General features: G+C 71.3%; 18 protein-coding genes. 6 read left to right on the top strand and 12 right to left on the bottom strand.

The window, feature by feature from the left end:
• The 5 genes from K8Z49_RS05990 to K8Z49_RS05970 form a co-directional block, all read right to left on the bottom strand.
• A complete protein-coding gene (locus tag K8Z49_RS05990; RefSeq protein WP_024936611.1) occupies positions 1–744 on the bottom strand; it encodes a cytochrome d ubiquinol oxidase subunit II in 744 nt (247 codons plus the stop codon).
• A 13-nt stretch (positions 745–757) separates the two neighbouring features.
• Entirely contained in the window at positions 758–2,008 is a 1,251-nt protein-coding gene (locus K8Z49_RS05985; RefSeq protein WP_024936610.1) for a cytochrome ubiquinol oxidase subunit I, read from the bottom strand.
• Between the two features lie 122 nt (positions 2,009–2,130).
• Positions 2,131–3,267, bottom strand: coding sequence for an MFS transporter (locus K8Z49_RS05980; protein WP_412520994.1), 1,137 nt, complete (start codon positions 3,265–3,267; stop codon positions 2,131–2,133).
• A gap of 89 nt (positions 3,268–3,356) precedes the next feature.
• The gene (locus tag K8Z49_RS05975; RefSeq protein ID WP_412517797.1) at positions 3,357–3,947 is read right to left on the bottom strand and encodes a TIGR03086 family metal-binding protein; all 591 of its coding nucleotides are present in this window, start codon (positions 3,945–3,947) and stop codon (positions 3,357–3,359) included.
• Between the two features lie 109 nt (positions 3,948–4,056).
• Positions 4,057–4,917: a LysR family transcriptional regulator gene (locus tag K8Z49_RS05970; protein WP_075022391.1), complete on the bottom strand. Its 861-nt coding sequence runs from the start codon at positions 4,915–4,917 to the stop codon at positions 4,057–4,059.
• 182 nt (positions 4,918–5,099) lie between these two features.
• Between K8Z49_RS05970 and K8Z49_RS05965 the strand changes: the two genes are divergently transcribed.
• Entirely contained in the window at positions 5,100–5,768 is a 669-nt protein-coding gene (locus K8Z49_RS05965) for a class I SAM-dependent methyltransferase (RefSeq protein WP_021596003.1), read from the top strand.
• Positions 5,769–5,846: 78 nt separating this feature from the next.
• On the opposite strand, the gene K8Z49_RS05960 is transcribed toward K8Z49_RS05965, so the two are convergent.
• From K8Z49_RS05960 to K8Z49_RS05950, 3 genes are all read right to left on the bottom strand, one after another.
• Positions 5,847–6,449, bottom strand: a complete 603-nt coding sequence (locus K8Z49_RS05960; RefSeq protein WP_412517796.1) for a dihydrofolate reductase family protein — start codon at positions 6,447–6,449, stop codon at positions 5,847–5,849.
• A gap of 1 nt (position 6,450) precedes the next feature.
• Positions 6,451–7,311 (bottom strand): metalloregulator ArsR/SmtB family transcription factor, encoded by an 861-nt coding sequence (locus K8Z49_RS05955; protein WP_412517795.1) that lies wholly within the window; start codon positions 7,309–7,311, stop codon positions 6,451–6,453.
• A gap of 766 nt (positions 7,312–8,077) precedes the next feature.
• Complete coding sequence (locus K8Z49_RS05950; RefSeq protein WP_412517794.1) at positions 8,078–8,602, bottom strand: GNAT family N-acetyltransferase; 525 nt, start codon at positions 8,600–8,602, stop codon at positions 8,078–8,080.
• Between the two features lie 91 nt (positions 8,603–8,693).
• Between K8Z49_RS05950 and K8Z49_RS05945 the strand changes: the two genes are divergently transcribed.
• The gene (locus tag K8Z49_RS05945) at positions 8,694–9,254 is read left to right on the top strand and encodes a hypothetical protein (protein ID WP_021596008.1); all 561 of its coding nucleotides are present in this window, start codon (positions 8,694–8,696) and stop codon (positions 9,252–9,254) included.
• Between the two features lie 16 nt (positions 9,255–9,270).
• Positions 9,271–9,798, top strand: coding sequence for a hypothetical protein (locus tag K8Z49_RS05940; RefSeq protein WP_075022388.1), 528 nt, complete (start codon positions 9,271–9,273; stop codon positions 9,796–9,798).
• A 430-nt stretch (positions 9,799–10,228) separates the two neighbouring features.
• On the opposite strand, the gene K8Z49_RS05935 is transcribed toward K8Z49_RS05940, so the two are convergent.
• Positions 10,229–10,960 carry a DUF72 domain-containing protein gene (locus K8Z49_RS05935; RefSeq protein WP_412517793.1) on the bottom strand — a complete coding sequence of 244 codons (732 nt, stop codon included), beginning with the start codon at positions 10,958–10,960 and terminating at the stop codon, positions 10,229–10,231.
• Positions 10,961–10,994: 34 nt separating this feature from the next.
• Positions 10,995–11,450 carry a hypothetical protein gene (locus tag K8Z49_RS05930; RefSeq protein WP_021596011.1) on the bottom strand — a complete coding sequence of 152 codons (456 nt, stop codon included), beginning with the start codon at positions 11,448–11,450 and terminating at the stop codon, positions 10,995–10,997.
• Between the two features lie 53 nt (positions 11,451–11,503).
• Here K8Z49_RS05930 and K8Z49_RS05925 point away from each other — a divergent pair, with 53 nt between their 5' ends.
• Entirely contained in the window at positions 11,504–12,550 is a 1,047-nt protein-coding gene (locus K8Z49_RS05925) for a tyrosine-type recombinase/integrase (protein WP_111833522.1), read from the top strand.
• A 35-nt stretch (positions 12,551–12,585) separates the two neighbouring features.
• Here K8Z49_RS05925 and K8Z49_RS05920 read toward each other — a convergent pair whose 3' ends face one another.
• Together K8Z49_RS05920 and K8Z49_RS05915 are read right to left on the bottom strand one after the other, a co-directional pair.
• Positions 12,586–13,224: an HAD family hydrolase gene (locus tag K8Z49_RS05920; RefSeq protein ID WP_412517792.1), complete on the bottom strand. Its 639-nt coding sequence runs from the start codon at positions 13,222–13,224 to the stop codon at positions 12,586–12,588.
• A gap of 51 nt (positions 13,225–13,275) precedes the next feature.
• The gene (locus tag K8Z49_RS05915; RefSeq protein ID WP_021596014.1) at positions 13,276–13,719 is read right to left on the bottom strand and encodes a DUF1707 SHOCT-like domain-containing protein; all 444 of its coding nucleotides are present in this window, start codon (positions 13,717–13,719) and stop codon (positions 13,276–13,278) included.
• Positions 13,720–13,925: 206 nt separating this feature from the next.
• On the opposite strand from K8Z49_RS05915, the gene K8Z49_RS05910 reads away from it, so the two are divergent.
• Together K8Z49_RS05910 and K8Z49_RS05905 are read left to right on the top strand one after the other, a co-directional pair.
• Positions 13,926–14,618, top strand: coding sequence for a DedA family protein (locus K8Z49_RS05910; protein ID WP_021596015.1), 693 nt, complete (start codon positions 13,926–13,928; stop codon positions 14,616–14,618).
• A 111-nt stretch (positions 14,619–14,729) separates the two neighbouring features.
• Positions 14,730–15,533, top strand: coding sequence for a phosphatase PAP2 family protein (locus tag K8Z49_RS05905; RefSeq protein WP_024936606.1), 804 nt, complete (start codon positions 14,730–14,732; stop codon positions 15,531–15,533).
• The last annotated feature ends 82 nt before the right edge of the window (positions 15,534–15,615 follow it).

Raw genomic sequence — 15,615 nt, 5'->3', positions numbered from 1 at the left:
CTACAGGTACGAGGGGGCCTGCACCCGGCCCCGGAACGTCCACCACACCAGCGCCTGCGACGCCACCAGCAGCGGCAGCACCGCCACCGTCACCACCGCCGTCATCGTCAGCCCCGCCCCCTCGGCCACCACCTGCGACCACGGCACCTGCGAACCGGCCACCACCGGCGCCCACGCCATCACCAGCGCCGACAGCCCGTACCGCGCCGGGAACCGGCCCGCCCGCTCCGCCGGCCCCGCCGGCAGCCGCCACCGCGCGAACCCCGCGCCGTGCCAGGCGAACAGCGCCGCCAGCGGCAGCCCCAGCACGCTCCCGGCGTTCAGCCCGCCGCCGGCCAGCACCGACCCCAGCACCGACCCCCACGCCAGCGCCAGCGCCCAACTGCCCGCCACGACCGCCGCGTCGCACGCCCCGCGCCACGCCGCCGCGTCCACCCGGCCCCGCAGCCACAGCCCCATGTCCCGCACGACCCAGCCGATCAGCAGCACCACGAACAGCGGGAACAGCTCCTCCAGCAGCCGGTGCTCCAGCCCCGGGAACGCACCCGCCACCAGGCCCGCCGCAGCCACCAGCCACACCTCGTTGCCCAGGAAGAACGGCGCGAACGAGGCGATCACCAGCCGCCGCTCCCGCTGGTCACGGCCCAGCCACGGCAGCAGCATCCCCACCCCGACATCGGCACCGCCCAGCACCAGATACCCGCCGGCGAACACCGCCAGCAACACCACCGCGAGAGACTCCATCGAACAGCTCCTGTCAGAACGTCGCGCTCAACACCGGCTCGGCCGGACCCGCCGGGGGAGCGGCCCCCAGCCCCGCACCCTCCGGACCGCGCCGCGCGAACCGCGCCAGCAGCCACGCGTTCACCACGAACAGCACCGCGAACAGCACCGAGAACGCCGCGAACGACGCCGTGACCGCCCCCGCACCCACCTCCGGCGACACCGCGTCCCGCGTCTTCAGCACCCCGTAGACCATCCACGGCTGCCGCCCCACCTCGCGGAACACCCACCCCGACAGCATCGCCACATACGGCAGCGGCACCGCCGCGATCACCAGCACGTGAAAGACCCGGCCCCGCACCAGCCACCGCCCGAACGGCACCTTCACCAGCGCCACCGCCGCCACGATCAGCATCAGCAGCCACATCGTCGTCATCAGCGCCTCACCGGCGCCCGCCAGCCCCGGAGGCATGTAGTCGTCCGGCCCGAACCGCGCCGTGAAATCGGCCACCGCCGCCGCCGCGTCGTCCCCGCCGCCCTTCGTCGGCTGCACGTACTCGAACTGCGTCCCGCCGAAGACCACCACCGGCATCACCGACACGATCACCGTCACCAGCCCGATCCGCATCGACCGCCGGAAGAACTCCACCTCACCCGTCCGCCGCAGCAGGTGATAGCCGCTCACCCCGGCCATGAAGAACCCCGCCGTCAGCAGCCCCCCGAACAGCACATGGAAGAACGCCAGCACCGCCGTCGGATTCGCCAGCAGCGCCCCCGCATCGGTCAGCCGCGCCGCGCCGTCCACCATCTCGAACCCCACCGGACGCTGCATCCACCCGTTCGCCACCAGCACGAAGTACGCCGACAGGTACGCCGTCAGCGTCACCACCCAGATCAGCGCCAGATGCACCCACCGGTTCAGCCGATCCCACCCGAAGATCCACAACCCCAGGAACGTCGACTCCACGAAGAACGCCACGATCGTCTCCAGCGCCAGCGGCGCCCCGAACACGTTCCCCGTCACCCGCGACAGACCCGACCAGTTCAACCCGAACTGGAACTCCATCACCAGACCGGTGACGATCCCCACCGCATAGTTGACGACGTACAGCTGCCCCCAGAAACGCACCATCCGCGCATGCACCGCACTGCCCGACACCGCCGCCCGCGTCTGCGTCAACGCCACCAGCGTCGCCAGCCCCAGCGTCAACGCCACGAACAGGAAATGCGTACCGGCCGTCAACGCGAACTGCACCCGCGCCAGAACCAGCGCGTCCCCACCCATCAGCACACGCTCCAAGAATCGATCCGCAACGACCCCACGATCCTCAAAGCGCACACCCCGCCACCGAATCGGACGCGAGCGTGCAACCGCCCTGCGCCTTTGGCGCAGCACCCCCCGCCCGCCTACATCTCCCGATGTACGCGCCCCCGCCGCGCCCCCGCCCCCAGGACGACCGCCGTCAGCAGATACGGCACCGCCGCCGCACCCATCAGCACCCCCGCGCCCGCCCACCGCGAACCCACCGCATACCCGGCGAACGCCAGCACCGCCACCGTCTCCGACCCGAACCCCGCCACCGACGTCACCGTCGCCCGCGCCCCGTCACCGATCCGGTCCTGCAACCGCGCGTCCGCAGCCGCCATCGCCCACCGGAACACCCCGAACGCCACCGCCACCAGCACCAGCCCACCCGGCCGCCCGCTCAACGACCCCACCGCAAGGCACACCGCACCCACCGCCAGCACCGGCGCCAGCCACCGCACACCACGCCCCGCCAGCCAGCCGCCCACCGCGTCACCGACCGTCACCACCAACACCAGCAACGGAACCGACGCCGCCGCCACCCCCGTCGACCGCACCAGCAACGGCACGTACTCGTCCAGCGCCGTCACACCCTCCACCGCCACGACCAGCAGCAGCGCCCACCGCACCGCCGGCTCACCCCGCACCTGCGCCCACCCCTGGCGCACCACCGACCCAAGCGACGGCTCCGGCTCATCCTCACCGCCGCCCCGCGACTCCGGCAGGAACCACCCCGCCACCGCACACACCGCGCACACCGCCACACTCGCCAACCCCAGCGCCCGGTAACCCCCCGCCGCCAGCACCGGCGACGCCACCGCCGACGCCGCCACCACCGCCAGCAGCGACACCGCCTCAGAACGCCCCATCAAACGCGCGTACGCACCCGCAGCCCCCACACGCTCCAGCCGCTCGTACACCAGCGCCTGCATCGTCCCCGAACGCAGCGCCGACCCCGCACCCCACAGCACGAACCCCACGGCGAACGCCGCATACGACGGGAACAACACCCACAACCCGAAACCCGCACCCGCCAGCAGGGGAGACACCACCAGCAGCAACCGGCGCGAGAACACATCCGCCCACACACCGGACGGCAGCTCAAGAGAGAACGTCGTGACCGACCAGATCACGAACAACGACGAGATCGCAGCGGGCGACAACCCGGTCTCGGCGAACAGCACCGCGTACACCGGGTACAGAACAACGAAATCCTCGAGGAACGCGTAGACGTACAGCCTCCGCGCGAGCCCCGCCTCAGGTGAAGATCAATGTCGACGTCGCATACCCCGCACCCTAACCCCACCGTCCCGCTCCCGCACCCCCGTCATTCCGGGGCACCCTCCGCCGCGGCGGGGGAGCGGCCGAACAGCGCCAGCAGCCGCGCCTGACCGTCGGCATCGTCGGGGACGGCCACCGCGGGCCCCACCATGCCCACCTCACGCCCCCGAGGCGCCATCCGCTCCGCCGTCTCCAGCGCCGGACCCACCAGATCCGCGTCGAACACCACCCTCTGCCCGGTCGCCTGCGCCAGATCCCACGTGTGCACCAGCAGCTCCAGCGGATACCGCTCCAGCCACTCACGCATCGTCATCTCCACACCGATGGCCAGCCCGATCCGCCGATCCAGCGCCTCGGGCGTCAGCGCCGCCATCATGCGACCGCGCACCTCCCGCCACGACGCCAGCGGATCCGCACCGGCCACCGCCCGCCAGTCCGGATCCTCCCGGGGGAGAGGACGCCCTGCCGCCCGCAGCTCCACCACCAGCAGACCCGCCGTGACATGCCCCGCCACATCCACCGCCGCCCACCCCTCGCACGGCGACGGCGAAAGCCACCGATCCGCGGGCGTCGCCGCCAGCACCGCCTCGAAACCGTCCAGCGCACGGACGAACTGCTCTGGAACCACGACGCCCACATCCCGTTCCCGACGCCCACACACCGCATGCCCGCCACCGCCATGGCGGCCCCGCCAATGTAACGACCGCCACCGCCCGCCCCGCCACCATGGCCACGACCGGCCCGCGCTAGACGCTCGACACCAAGATCTTGATCAACGCGGCCGTCGCCGGCGGATCCGGCGGCTCGCCGTAGGCGACCGCGAAGACCTGCCGGGCACCGCCCTCGATCTCCGTCGCGTGCACCCCCGGCTCCCGGTGCGCCTCCAACGCCAGCCCCGGAAGCGTCGCCACCCCCATCCCCGCCGCCACCAGCGACTGCACCACCACCATGTCGTCACTGGAGAACGCGATCCGCGGCGTGAACCCGGCGCGCTCGCACACCGCCACCATCGCCGCCCGACACCGCTCGCACCCCCCGACCCACGCCGAATCCCGGTAATCCTCCAGCCTCGCGTCCGGCTCCCGGGCGATCAGGTACAGCGGGTCCTCCAGCAGGGGAGTCAACCGGAACCCCTCCTCCTCATCCGGGGTGTCGGCATGCCGGAACACCAGCGCGACGTCGACACGCCCATCACGCAGCATCCGCAACCCCTCGACCGGATGCACGTCGACGAGATTCAGCTCCACACCCGGATACGACGCCGCCAGCTCGGCCGCCGCCCTCGGCACAATCGTGCTGAGCACCGTCTGGAACCCGGCGACCCGAACCCGCCCGGCCCGCAGCCCCACCTGGGCCTCCAGCTCCGCCGAAGCGGCGTCCACCCGCCCGACGATCTCCCTGGCCCGCTGCGCCAGAAGCTCACCCTCCGGGGTCAGCCGGATGCCCCGCCCCACACGCTGCACCAGCCGCGCACCCGTCGCCGCCTCCAACCGGCCCAGATGATGGCTCACCGACGGCTGCGAATAGTGCAGCTCCCTGGCCGCCTCCGTCACCGACCCATGACGCGCGACCGCCTCCAACACCCGCAGATGCGTCAAATTCAGCACACATCAAATCTATCTATGCACTTCAGCCCAAGTCGGCATTGGACGTCATGACGGCCGCGAACCCGGCATCAAAGCCATGGCCAAGCAGACCACCACTCCCGCGCCGCCCAGGCCCGGCCTGACCGAACTCAACACCCGCATCCGGCCCACGACCGTCCCCGGCACAGCCCTATCGTTTGCTGATGCACGCACACCCCATCGACCGCCCGGCCGATCTCGACGTCGTACGCGACTCCTACGACCGAGTGGCCGGCAACTACGCCGACATGGTCGTCACGACAGGAATCGGCGACATCCGCCGGCACCCATGGCACAAGGCATCGATCGACGCCTTCGCCGACAGCGTGCGCGGGCTCGGGCCCGTCCTCGACGTCGGCTGCGGACCCGGGACGGTGACCGCCTACCTCGCCGAACGCGGACTCGACGTATCCGGGGTGGACCTCTCTCCTCGCATGATCGAGAACGCCCGCCGGCTTCATCCGGAGTGCCGCTTCGCCGTCGCCTCCGCCACCGAACTCGACCTCTCCGAAGCGTCCCTGGGAGGCGTGCTCGGATGGTGGTCGCTGTTCAACCTCCCCCGGCACGTCCTACCCCAGGTCCTGGCCATGTTCGCGCGCGCGTTGAAGCCAGGCGGACACTTCATCACCGCAACCCACGTCGGCGACGAGGACGCGGTCCGCACCGAGGCCTACGGAGGCGTACCCGTCCGCTGGACGACGCACAAGTGGCGGCCGGAACAACTCGTCAGCCTGATCGAGCAGGCCGGCCTGAACCCGGTCGCCGAACTGCGGCTCCCCCCGGAGGAGTACAGCGGACCCGGTCTGGTCGTCATGGCCAAGCGCCCCGACTGACGATTCTTTGCTCCACACCGGGGGAGCAGGCGGCCGAGACACGCCCACGTGCCTCGGCCGCAAAACCGCACACCCCGCTCAGCGGATCCGGTCGTAGACCAGGCTCAGCACGCCGTGCTCACCCGCGGCCTGCCCGGCGAGCGTCCACCGCGCCTCGGGCAGCCCGTCCTCGAACAGACGCGGCCCGCCGCCGAGAAAGACCGGGAAGATCATGATCGACAGCCGGTCGACCATGTCCGCCGCCAGCAGCGCCTTGATGACGCTCGCACTGGAAGGCACGAGAATGTCGCCGCCCTCGCCCGCTTTCAGCTCCGCGGCGACGTCCGCGGCCGGCCTGTCGACGACCCTCGTCCGCTCCCACGGAGCCTCCCCGAGAGTGGAGGACAGCACCACCTTCTCCGCGCCGACGAGCCACTTCGCGAAGCCCTCGTCCCGCGGATCGGCGCCCTCCATGCCGATCACGGTCGGCCAGAAACCCATGAACCCCTCGGCGTTGACCCGCCCCAGCAGCGCCGTCGTCGCCGTCTCCCAGAGACCGCTCATGTGGTCCCGGGCGACGTCGGTCACGGCGAACGGCATCACCCAGCCCATGTCCTCCGGGGCGTCCTTCCTGGCATAGCACCCGTCGAGCGAGAAGTTCATGTTGGCGATCACCCTGCGGCCGCCGGTCTGCTCCGTCATCTCATGCTCCCTGAGTCGTGTTGTCGGTGTCGTGCTCAGTGCCGCCGGCATCCGCGGCCACGAGCGCAACGAGCTTGTCCAGGCTCTGCCCGAACCCGATCTCGATGCCCGCGATGAAGTCCGCGGAGCTGACCGTGCTGTCGGTGATCCGGTACAGAACGTCCAGATCCGTGCCCGTGCCGGTGTCCCGAAGGCCGAAGTCGACGTGCGCGGTGAAGGCCACACCGCCACCGGGAAGCAGCGGCGAACTCCGGTAGGCGAGGCGCTCACCAGGGCGAACCTCCTCGACCACCCCCTCCGCACGCCCGGCGACCGCGTCGGAACCGTCCTCGTCCTCGACATCGCGGTACTCCAGGACGACCCGCCCACCCGGCCGCGCCTCGAACACCAGCTCCGAGACACGCAGGTCCTCCGGCGCCCACCAGCGGGCGAGCAGGGGAGACTCCGTCAGGTGGCGCCACACCAGCTCAGGACCTCCCGCCAACGACCGGTGGAACCGGAACGAGCGGCCATCGGCCCACCCCGCCTCCCCAGCCGCCAACCGCTCCGCCTCGAGACTGAGCCCGTAGCGGTCGAACGTCTCCCGCGCCCCGCCGGCCAGGTCCGCGGTATCGGCCAACCGGCCGAGCTCTGCCGCCAGATCCCGCAGGGGAGCGGCCTGCAGCGCGTAGACGCGGCGCTGCCCTGAGCGCTGGGACGTGACGACGCCCGCACGTTCCAGCGTCTGCAGGTGCTTGGTCGTCTGCGGCTGGCGCGCACCGGCAAGCCGGGCGAGAACCCCGACCGAGCGCGGCCGCTCGGCCAACAAACCCACCAGCCGCCAACGAGCCGGATCCGCCAACGCGGCGAGAAGTTCCTCCATGGCCAGAAGTATTCCTCGCTACGAATATTCGTGTCAAGGAATACTTTCGAATCCGGGGGAGTGCCACAAGCGGAGCGGTCGAACTCAGGCCCTCCAGCCCCGCAACTCGCAAGCCGTGGTTACCCACCTGGGCCCTGGGCGACAGGTCTTCAAGCCCGGCGTTGTTGCGCCAACGGCGCACTAGACCGTGACGCGGGGGAGTCGTCCAGGCCCCGCTTTTCAGGACGGGCTTGCGGCGGTAAGCACAACTCGACGGTCTCGTTCTCCGAGGGCGGTGCCGGGCTCTAGCCGGTGACCCTGCTGGACGACGACGGCGTCGGGCTCGGACGACACCACCACCCACCAGGAGTACTGGGGCGGGCGATACGCCGAGCACGACCACCCGTGGAGCGGCGCGGGCGAGGTCGCGCAGTAGTGCTGGCCGGGCCCGTCTCACTGAACCAGCCGGGCACGTCCGGATGGAACCGTTGATCTACGCGGGCGGGCACGTCCCGTATCGACGCGAGCGAGGCGCGAGGCACCGTCCTTCGTCCGGCGCACCCTCCGGCTTTCGCGGTGCGGCGGACATGGGTCGCCGAGGAACGCGTCGCGACGATGCTCCCGCCCAGGGCGGCGCGGGATCCTGTGCGCGGTGTCCGCTGTCGGGCAGCCCATGAGGCTGGGCCGCCTCCATCCGGCATTCGGCGATCTTACTTAACATAATGTTCATTATCGACCACGTGTGAACCGGGCGAAGTGGGGCGGATCGCCGTCCGGAACGGTGCCGTCAGGTGTTGCGTGACGTGTGCTCGGTGCCGAGATCGATCCAGAAACGGTCCTCACCGCGGGCCCGGCCGTCGTGCACACCGCCGTTCGCCAAGATCACCCGGCGTGACGGCTCGTTGTCCGCCGCGCACGTCAGCAGAACACGTCTTAGGCCGACGCCGGGGCATTCGGTGAGGCCCGCGGCCAGCATCCGCGTGGCGTGGCCCTGCCGCCGCCAGGCCGGCACGACGTGGTACCCGACATGCCCTCCGACCTCGGCCAGCTCAGGCGTCAGCCGGTGCCGGATGATCAGCGTGCCGATGTAGTCCTCGCCCGAGACGTACCAGTACGTCGTGCACGGCACGCCCCAGCGCCGCCGGACACCGCGCCGCTCGGCGACGAACGCCTCGAAGTCCTCCTCGGCGCCCTCCAGCCAGTCCCCGGGGCCACCGGACGCCGCCAGGTCGGCCAGCTCCCCGGCCAGGAACGACTCGCGGACCACCACCGTCGGCGGCACGAGGCGCGGCACTCGGCTCGGATCGTCCACCCGCCCCATTCTCGCCGGAAAAACGATGAAACCAGCGGCGAAATGCGCGAGTCTCACCCCCTGTACCTGATCCATGCGACGGAAGGTGACCGTGAGCGAACACCTCGACCAGGTCTTCGGACAGCTCGTGCAGCGCAGCTGGCAGCGCTTCTCCGAGGAACTCCACACCCGCGAGATCGACGATCTGCTCGTCGGCGCCGTCATCACCGCGGCGGTCGCCCAGGGCAACGCACTCATCGACCTGAACTCCGACGGCAACCACCACTACCTGCGGTTCCAGCACCGGGAGCGCAAGCACCGCCTGATGTTCCAGCTGACGCACCGCGCCGGGACCATCACCGCGGCCAAGACCCTGGGCCAGCACGCCGCGGTCACGATGGCCTACGGCGAGTACGTCCAGGACGCGCGGACGGTGTGGCAGGCGCTGAAATCCGAGGTCAAGAGCAGCTTCCTCGACGTCGGCGAGCCCGGCGTGCTCACCGTCGACGCCGACCTCGGCAGCGGCTACGTCTACGTCCAGGTGCCGCTGCTGCTGGACCTGGACCAGTACTTCGCCGACCACTACACGGTGAAGTACCCCGTCCTGCAAGAGCACATCGCCGCCGTCACGCAGGCCTGCGCGAAGTACCTGCACGGCCGCATCGCCGCCTGAACCGGAGGACACCGCCATGCTTTCGATGATCAACAAGTTCAAGAACAACGCCGAGGCGCGGGAGAGCAAGGACGAGGCCCTCATCGGCGAGATGGTGTTCACGATGGCGCACCTCGGGTGCCCCGTCATCGGGATCAAGTCCGGCGGCGACCTGCAGTACGTGCGGTTCAAGCCGGTCGGCGACCCGGTCCTGTACAGCTTCACGATCGTGCTGGACCGCAAGACCGGTGACAGCGCGCTGCAGCAGGCCGTCCTCGGCAGCAAGGCGACCCTCACGTTCGTCGCCGAGGTGAAGAACCACATCGCCGACCCCGACGACCTGGTGGCCATGTTCCGGACCGACATGGCGAACATGCTGCGCAGCCCGTGGTTCGGCGACATCAAGCTCGACCACCAGCTCAACTCGGTCACCGCGACGAAGAAGCAGCTGATCGACATCGACGACTACGCCGACGCCGACGGCGCCGACCGTGACCGGCTCAGGCAGCTCCTCCAGGGCACCATGCAGGAACTGCGCGAGAAGGTGGGTCCGTACAAGAAATGACAGGGGGCGTGTGGCGCGGGCGACGAGCCCGCGCCACCCCCTCCTCCGCGCGGGCCGGTAACTCTTCTTCCCCTCAAACCAGACAGAAGCAGGATTCTGTCTGGTTTGTGATCTGTTGACGGATTCCTGGCCGAATGACCGAACCTGCGCGACGGGATCTCCGCCGACCCGAGTTCAGTCTTTGGCGAGTGACGGTGAAGGCCGCCTTATCAGGGCCTTTGCACTCCAGGGTGGGGCCGGCTCCCCCGCTCCCCCGGGCGCCGGGCGGCCGGGCGGCCGGGCGGCCGGGCGGCCGGGCGGCCGGGGAGTGATCTTGTGCAGGTGTGCTTGCGCTACCGACATATCCGAGGTGACTTCGGAGAGTGATCGACGTGAAGCGGTGGGTACAGGTCCTGGCCGGTCCATGGTGGACGTGGCGCTTGGCGGCCGTTCACCCCGTGGTGGCGTGGGGGCGGTGCTGGTCGATGAGGGTGGCGAAGCGGAGGGCGTTGCGGACGGCGGCGCCGCCTGGGTCGTTGTTGAAGTAGACGTAGGCGTCGTCCGTGCGGCCGATCTCTGTGGCCCAGGTCTGGAGTGTCTCGTCGTCGTAGTCCGGCCAGGGGTCCGCCGAGCCCTCGTGGAAGCGCAGGTAGAGCCAGCCGGTGGTGCGCCAGAGAGGCGTCTGGGCGCGGCCGAGGCGGTCGGTCCAGCACAGGGCGGCGCCGTGTTGTCCCAGGACGTGGCGGGTCTCGTCCGTCCACCAGGTGGGGTGGCGGGGTTCGACGGCGACGCGGACGCCGTCGGGGAAGCGGTCCAGGCAGGCGGCGAGGCGGTCGGGGTCGGCGCGCAGTGTGGGCGGGAGCTGGAGCAGGACGGGGCCGAGGGTGGGGCCGAGGCCGGCGGCGGCGTTCATGAGGCGGTCGACGGGTTCCTCGGGGTCCTTGAGGCGTTTCATGTGGGTGAGGTAGCGGCTGGCCTTGACCGCCATGACGAAGCCGGGCGGGGTGGCGTCGCGCCAGTGCTCGAAGGCTTCGCGTGAGGGCAGCCGGTAGAAGGCGTTGTTGTTCTCGACGGTGTCGAAGACCTCGCTGTAGCGGTGCAGCCAGCGTCGCTGCGGGAGGTCGGGCGGGTAGAGGACGCCGCGCCAGTCGGCGTAGTTCCATCCTGATGTGCCGATGAGCACGGCCCCTCCCCTGCCTGGTGGTCCGTGCTCGTGGTCATACCCGTCGGTGCGGTTCCAGTGCGCGGATGTAGTCGACGAGGCGGACGCCGATCTCGAAGGGCAGGTCGGGGGTGGTGAGGTCGGCGTCGGGCCAGGTTTCGGAGATGCGGCGCCAGGGGGTGGGGCCGAGGAAGGCGCCGGCCTGGGGTTCGTCGCCGAGTTCGGCGCGCCAGGCGGGTTCGGTGGCGAGGAGGCGGGTGAGGGCGGCCTGGTTGTCGGGTTCGGCGCGGTGTTCGGCGTGGAAGCCGATCTCGATGGCGTGGGTGCGGCAGCCGGGGGCGATGTCGGCGGAGATGATCTGGGCTTCGTAGTGTTCGCGCTGGGGTGCGGGGTCGCCGAACCAGGCCTTGACGCCGTTGCCGCGTACCTGGACGTGCGGGGGCCCGAGGCCGGGTGGGGTGGAGCCCCGGATGATCTCGCCGACCTGGTCGAACAGTGCCCAGTCCGTCATCGTGCCCTGATTTTAGGGCGGTTCTGTCGGTGGCGGGGGGTAGCGTCCGGCGGGTGCGTCCTGTCGATGTTCAGCGTCTGTCGGTGGCCGAGTGCGTTGATCGTTATGCGGAGCTGGTGCGGGCGAAGACGTCGACGGGGGCGTTGTCGCCGGCGACGGCGGAGGTGTACGCGCGGGATGTGGTGACGTTCGCGGCGCTGGCGGGTCCGGAGCGGGTGCTGGACGATCTGGCGGGTGCGGACGTCGATGAGGTGCTGTTGCGGTTCGCGCGGAAGCCGGACGAGCGGCGGCGCCGGGGGGCGGAGGGGGGTGCGGGGGCGCAGAGTGCGGCGTCGCAGGCGCGGTTCCGGCGGTCGGTGTCGGCGTTCTTCCGGTATGCGGTGGTGGCGGGGTGGGTGCAGCTGGATCCGATGCGGGCGGTGACGGTGCGGCCGAAGCAGCGGGGCGGGTTGCGGGCGGAGCGTCGTGCGTTGACGGCGGAGCAGGCGGAGGGGTTGCTGGGGGCGGCGCGGGGTCTGGCGGAGGAGCCGGTGGCGGCGCGGCGGCGGGCGGATCAGCGGACGGAGTTGCGGGACGGGCTGATCGTGTTGTTGCTGGCGGCGGTGGGGCCGCGGGTGTCGGAGTTGACGGCGGCGAACGCGGAGGATTTCTTCGTCAACGCGGGGACGCGGTATTGGCGGATCTTCGGTAAGGGCGGGCGGACGCGGGATGTGCCGTTGCCGCGTCCGGTGGTGGAGGTGCTGGACGCGTATCTGGCGGAGGGGCGGGTGCTGCTGGATCGGGGGCGGGAGCCGAAGGCGCTGTTGTTGTCGTGGCGGGGGCGGCGGCTGGCGCGGGGGGATGTGCAGGGGGTGATCGATCGGGTGCTGGAGCGGGTGGAGCCGGGGCGGCGGCGGAGTGTGACGCCGCATGGGCTGCGGCATACGACGGCGACGCATCTGCTGGCGGCGGCGACGGACATGGACGCGGTGCGGCGGGTGCTGGGGCATGCGGATCTGTCGACGCTGGGCCGGTACCGGGATGAGCTTCCGGGTGAGTTGGAGGCGGCGATGCGGGTGCATCCGCTGCTGGGTCCGGTGGAGGGCCGGCGCGGCGGCTGAGCGGGGCGGTTGAGCGGGCGCCCCGGGCCGGGGGGTCAGTGGGGTTGGAGTGTGCGGCCGAGGGTGTAGGCGGCGGTGAGGTCGGTGCCGCGGTAGTCGAGTGCGGCGATGTCGGTGAGGTGGTGGTCGGCGTTGACGGCGACGGTGTTGGTGAGGTGGCGGAAGAGGGGCGCGTCGGACATGGAGTCGCCGTAGGCGGTGCAGTGGGCGGTGGTGAGTCCGTGGCGGGTGAGGAGGTCGTCGGTGAGGCGGACCTTGTCGTCGGGGGTGAGGATGCCGGCGGTGTCGAGGGTGCCGGTGAAGGGCATCGGGGGGAAGCGTGAGGCGATGACGTCGTCGAAGCCGTGGTCGAGGAGGTGGCGGGCGAAGAAGTCGGGCGACATGGTGATGACGGCGGAGTGCTCGCCGCGGGCGCGGATGTCGGCGCAGACGTCGGCGATGCCGGTGATCCAGGTGGCGGCCCGGTAGGCGGTGGCGACGAGGCCGGGGGTGAGGTGGCGCCAGAGGCGGTGGATCCCGGTGGAGAAGCCGCGGGTGTCGAGGGTGCCGGCGGCGAAGCGGGCTTCGAGGTCGTGGAGTTCGGGGAGGGTTCCGAGGTGGCGGGCGATCTCGAGGTTGGCGGTGGTGCCGGTCAGGAGGGTGCCGTCCATGTCGAAGATGTGCAGGTGTGTCACATGTGTGAAGTGTGGCCGATCGGCGGGCCGGGCCGCGAACCGTTTCGGGGGTCAGTCGTCTGAGGGCCAGATGGCGTAGGAGACGAGGATGGCGGCCCAGATGCCGAGGGGGACGACGGGCCAGAAGTGCGTCCACTCCCCCGCGCGGAGTGAGGTGACGGCCCAGATGGCGGTCATGATGACGGCGCCGCCGGCCCAGTAGCCCCATTCGTTGTTCCAGGCGCGGCGGTCGGCTTCGGCCTTGGCGGCGCGGCGGGCCTTTTCGGCGCGGTCGCGGGCGGTCGTCGAGGGGGGCAGGTCGGCGGTGAGGGGGGTGAGGTCGCCGTGGGTGGTGGCGGTGAGGGCGTGGTGGAGGCGGCGGTCGTGTTCGGCGGGGTCGAGGGCCCCGTCGGTGAGGGCGTCGGTGAGTTGCTGGACGGTGCGGTCGCGGTCCTGGTCGGAGGCGCGGACGTGGTCGTCGCCGGTCCGGTGGTCTGTTCCGGTGGGGTGGTCCATGGCGGGTTTCCTGTCGGTGGGCGGTTCTGGCCGGCGGGTTCTCCTTCCAGGGTCGCGTGGGTTCGGGGGGCGGGTCGTCCTCCGGGGTGAGGATCGGGGTGTACTTCGTTCGCAGGATGGGGTGTCCTCCCCTGCCGAAAGTCGGGGATGGCGGTGGCCTTTCGCGGGATCCGCCGGGCGGTGGTGTTTTCCTAGCGTCGTGACCCATGGACGGGATCATGGGTGTGGTGGACACGGCGGTGACGTCGCCGTGGTTCTACCTGGTGTTGTTCGCGGTGGCGGCGATCGACGGGTTCTTCCCCGTGGTGCCGAGCGAGAGCTTGGTGATCACGGCGGGGGTGTACGCGGCGTCGGGTGAGCCGCGGCTGGGGTGGGTGGTGGTGCTGGCGGCGCTGGGCGCGTTCACCGGTGATCATGTGTCGTTCCTGGTGGGGCGCCGGGCGGGCGGGCGGCTGGTGCGGGGGGCGCGGCCGGGGTCGCGGCGGGACGCGGCGTTCGGGTGGGCGCGGCGGACGATGGCCGAGCGGGGCGGGCTGATCCTGGTGGTGGCGCGGTACGTGCCGGGCGGGCGGACCGCGGTGACGGTGACGATGGGCGCGGTCGGTTACCGGTTGCGGTCGTTCTCGCTGTTCGCGGTGGTGGCGGCGGTGTCGTGGGCGGTGTACGGGGCGCTGCTGGGTTATGTCGGCGGGGTCGCGTTCGAGCACGATCCGGTGAAGGGCGTGGCGGTCGGGCTGGGGCTGGCGCTGTCGGTGACGGTGGTGGTGGAGGCCGTGCGTTACGTGCGGCACCGGCGTGCCCGCGGGGCGGCCGGCGCGGCGGGGCCGGTGGACGGGGCCGGCGGGGCGCAGGACGGGGCGCGGGAGCCGGATCCGGTGGGGCCATTGTCCGGCGGGTGACCGCGCTGAGGTGAAAGGGTTGCGTTCGGGTGGCCGTAGGTTGAACTTCGGCGGTCCGTCTGGTGTCTGAAAGATGTCGGGCATGGGTTGCCTTCGGACGTGAGGGAGAGCATGGGAGCGCCGGATTTCAGCGCTGATCTGTACCGGGAGATCACCGAGTTCGCGGAGGGCACGCCGTCGTGGGTGCATTCGGCGGCGGAGGTGGGGACCGACGGGGGGCTGCTGCTGTTCGCCGCGCTGTTCGTGGCGGGCTGGTGGCGGGCCCGGGGGCGGGACGCGCGGGAGATGGGGCTGGCGCTGGCGGCGCCGTTCGCTGTGGTGGCGGCGTATCTGGTGAGCGAGGTGTCGAAGAGTTTCATCCAGGAGGAGCGGCCGTGCCGTGCGGTGGCGGGGGCGGTGCACATCGCGGCGTGCCCGGCGCCGGGTGACTGGTCGTTCCCGAGCAACCACGCGACGATCGCGGCGGCGTCGGCGGCGGCGATCGTGGTGGCGTGGCGGGTGATGGCGCCGGTGGTGCTGCCGCTGGCGGCGCTGATGGCGTTCTCGCGGGTGTTCGTGGGCGTGCATTACCCGCATGACGTGGCGGCGGGTTTCCTGGTGGGCGTGGTGGTGGCGCCGGTGGCGGCGCTGGTGCTGGTGCGGGCGCTACGTCCTTTGGTGGAGGCGCTGCGGGGTGTGGCGGCGGGTGCGGTGCTGCTGGGTTCGCCGGTGGCGGCGGGTCCGGCCGGCGGGGCCGGGGTCCCGCAGCCCGCGGGGGTCGCGCCGGGGGGTGCGGCGCCGGTGATGGGTGCGGCCGGTATGGCGCAGCCGGCGCCGTCGGGCGGGGCCTGGGCGGGTGACGCGTCGGTGACGATGCCGGACGTGATGGGCGGTGTGCCGCCGCGTCCGGGGTCGGGGCCGGGCCGTGTCCCCTGACCGGATCGTGTGGTCGGTCGTGCGGGCCGCCTCGGGGTGGTGCTTCGGCATCGCCTGAGGCGGCCCGTTCGCTGTGCGCACC

Source organism: Actinomadura madurae, assembly GCF_047130825.1.
GTDB lineage: Bacteria > Actinomycetota > Actinomycetes > Streptosporangiales > Streptosporangiaceae > Spirillospora > Spirillospora madurae.
The sequence above is the reverse complement of the archived record's forward strand: the minus strand, read 5'-3'. Positions and strand labels throughout refer to the sequence as shown.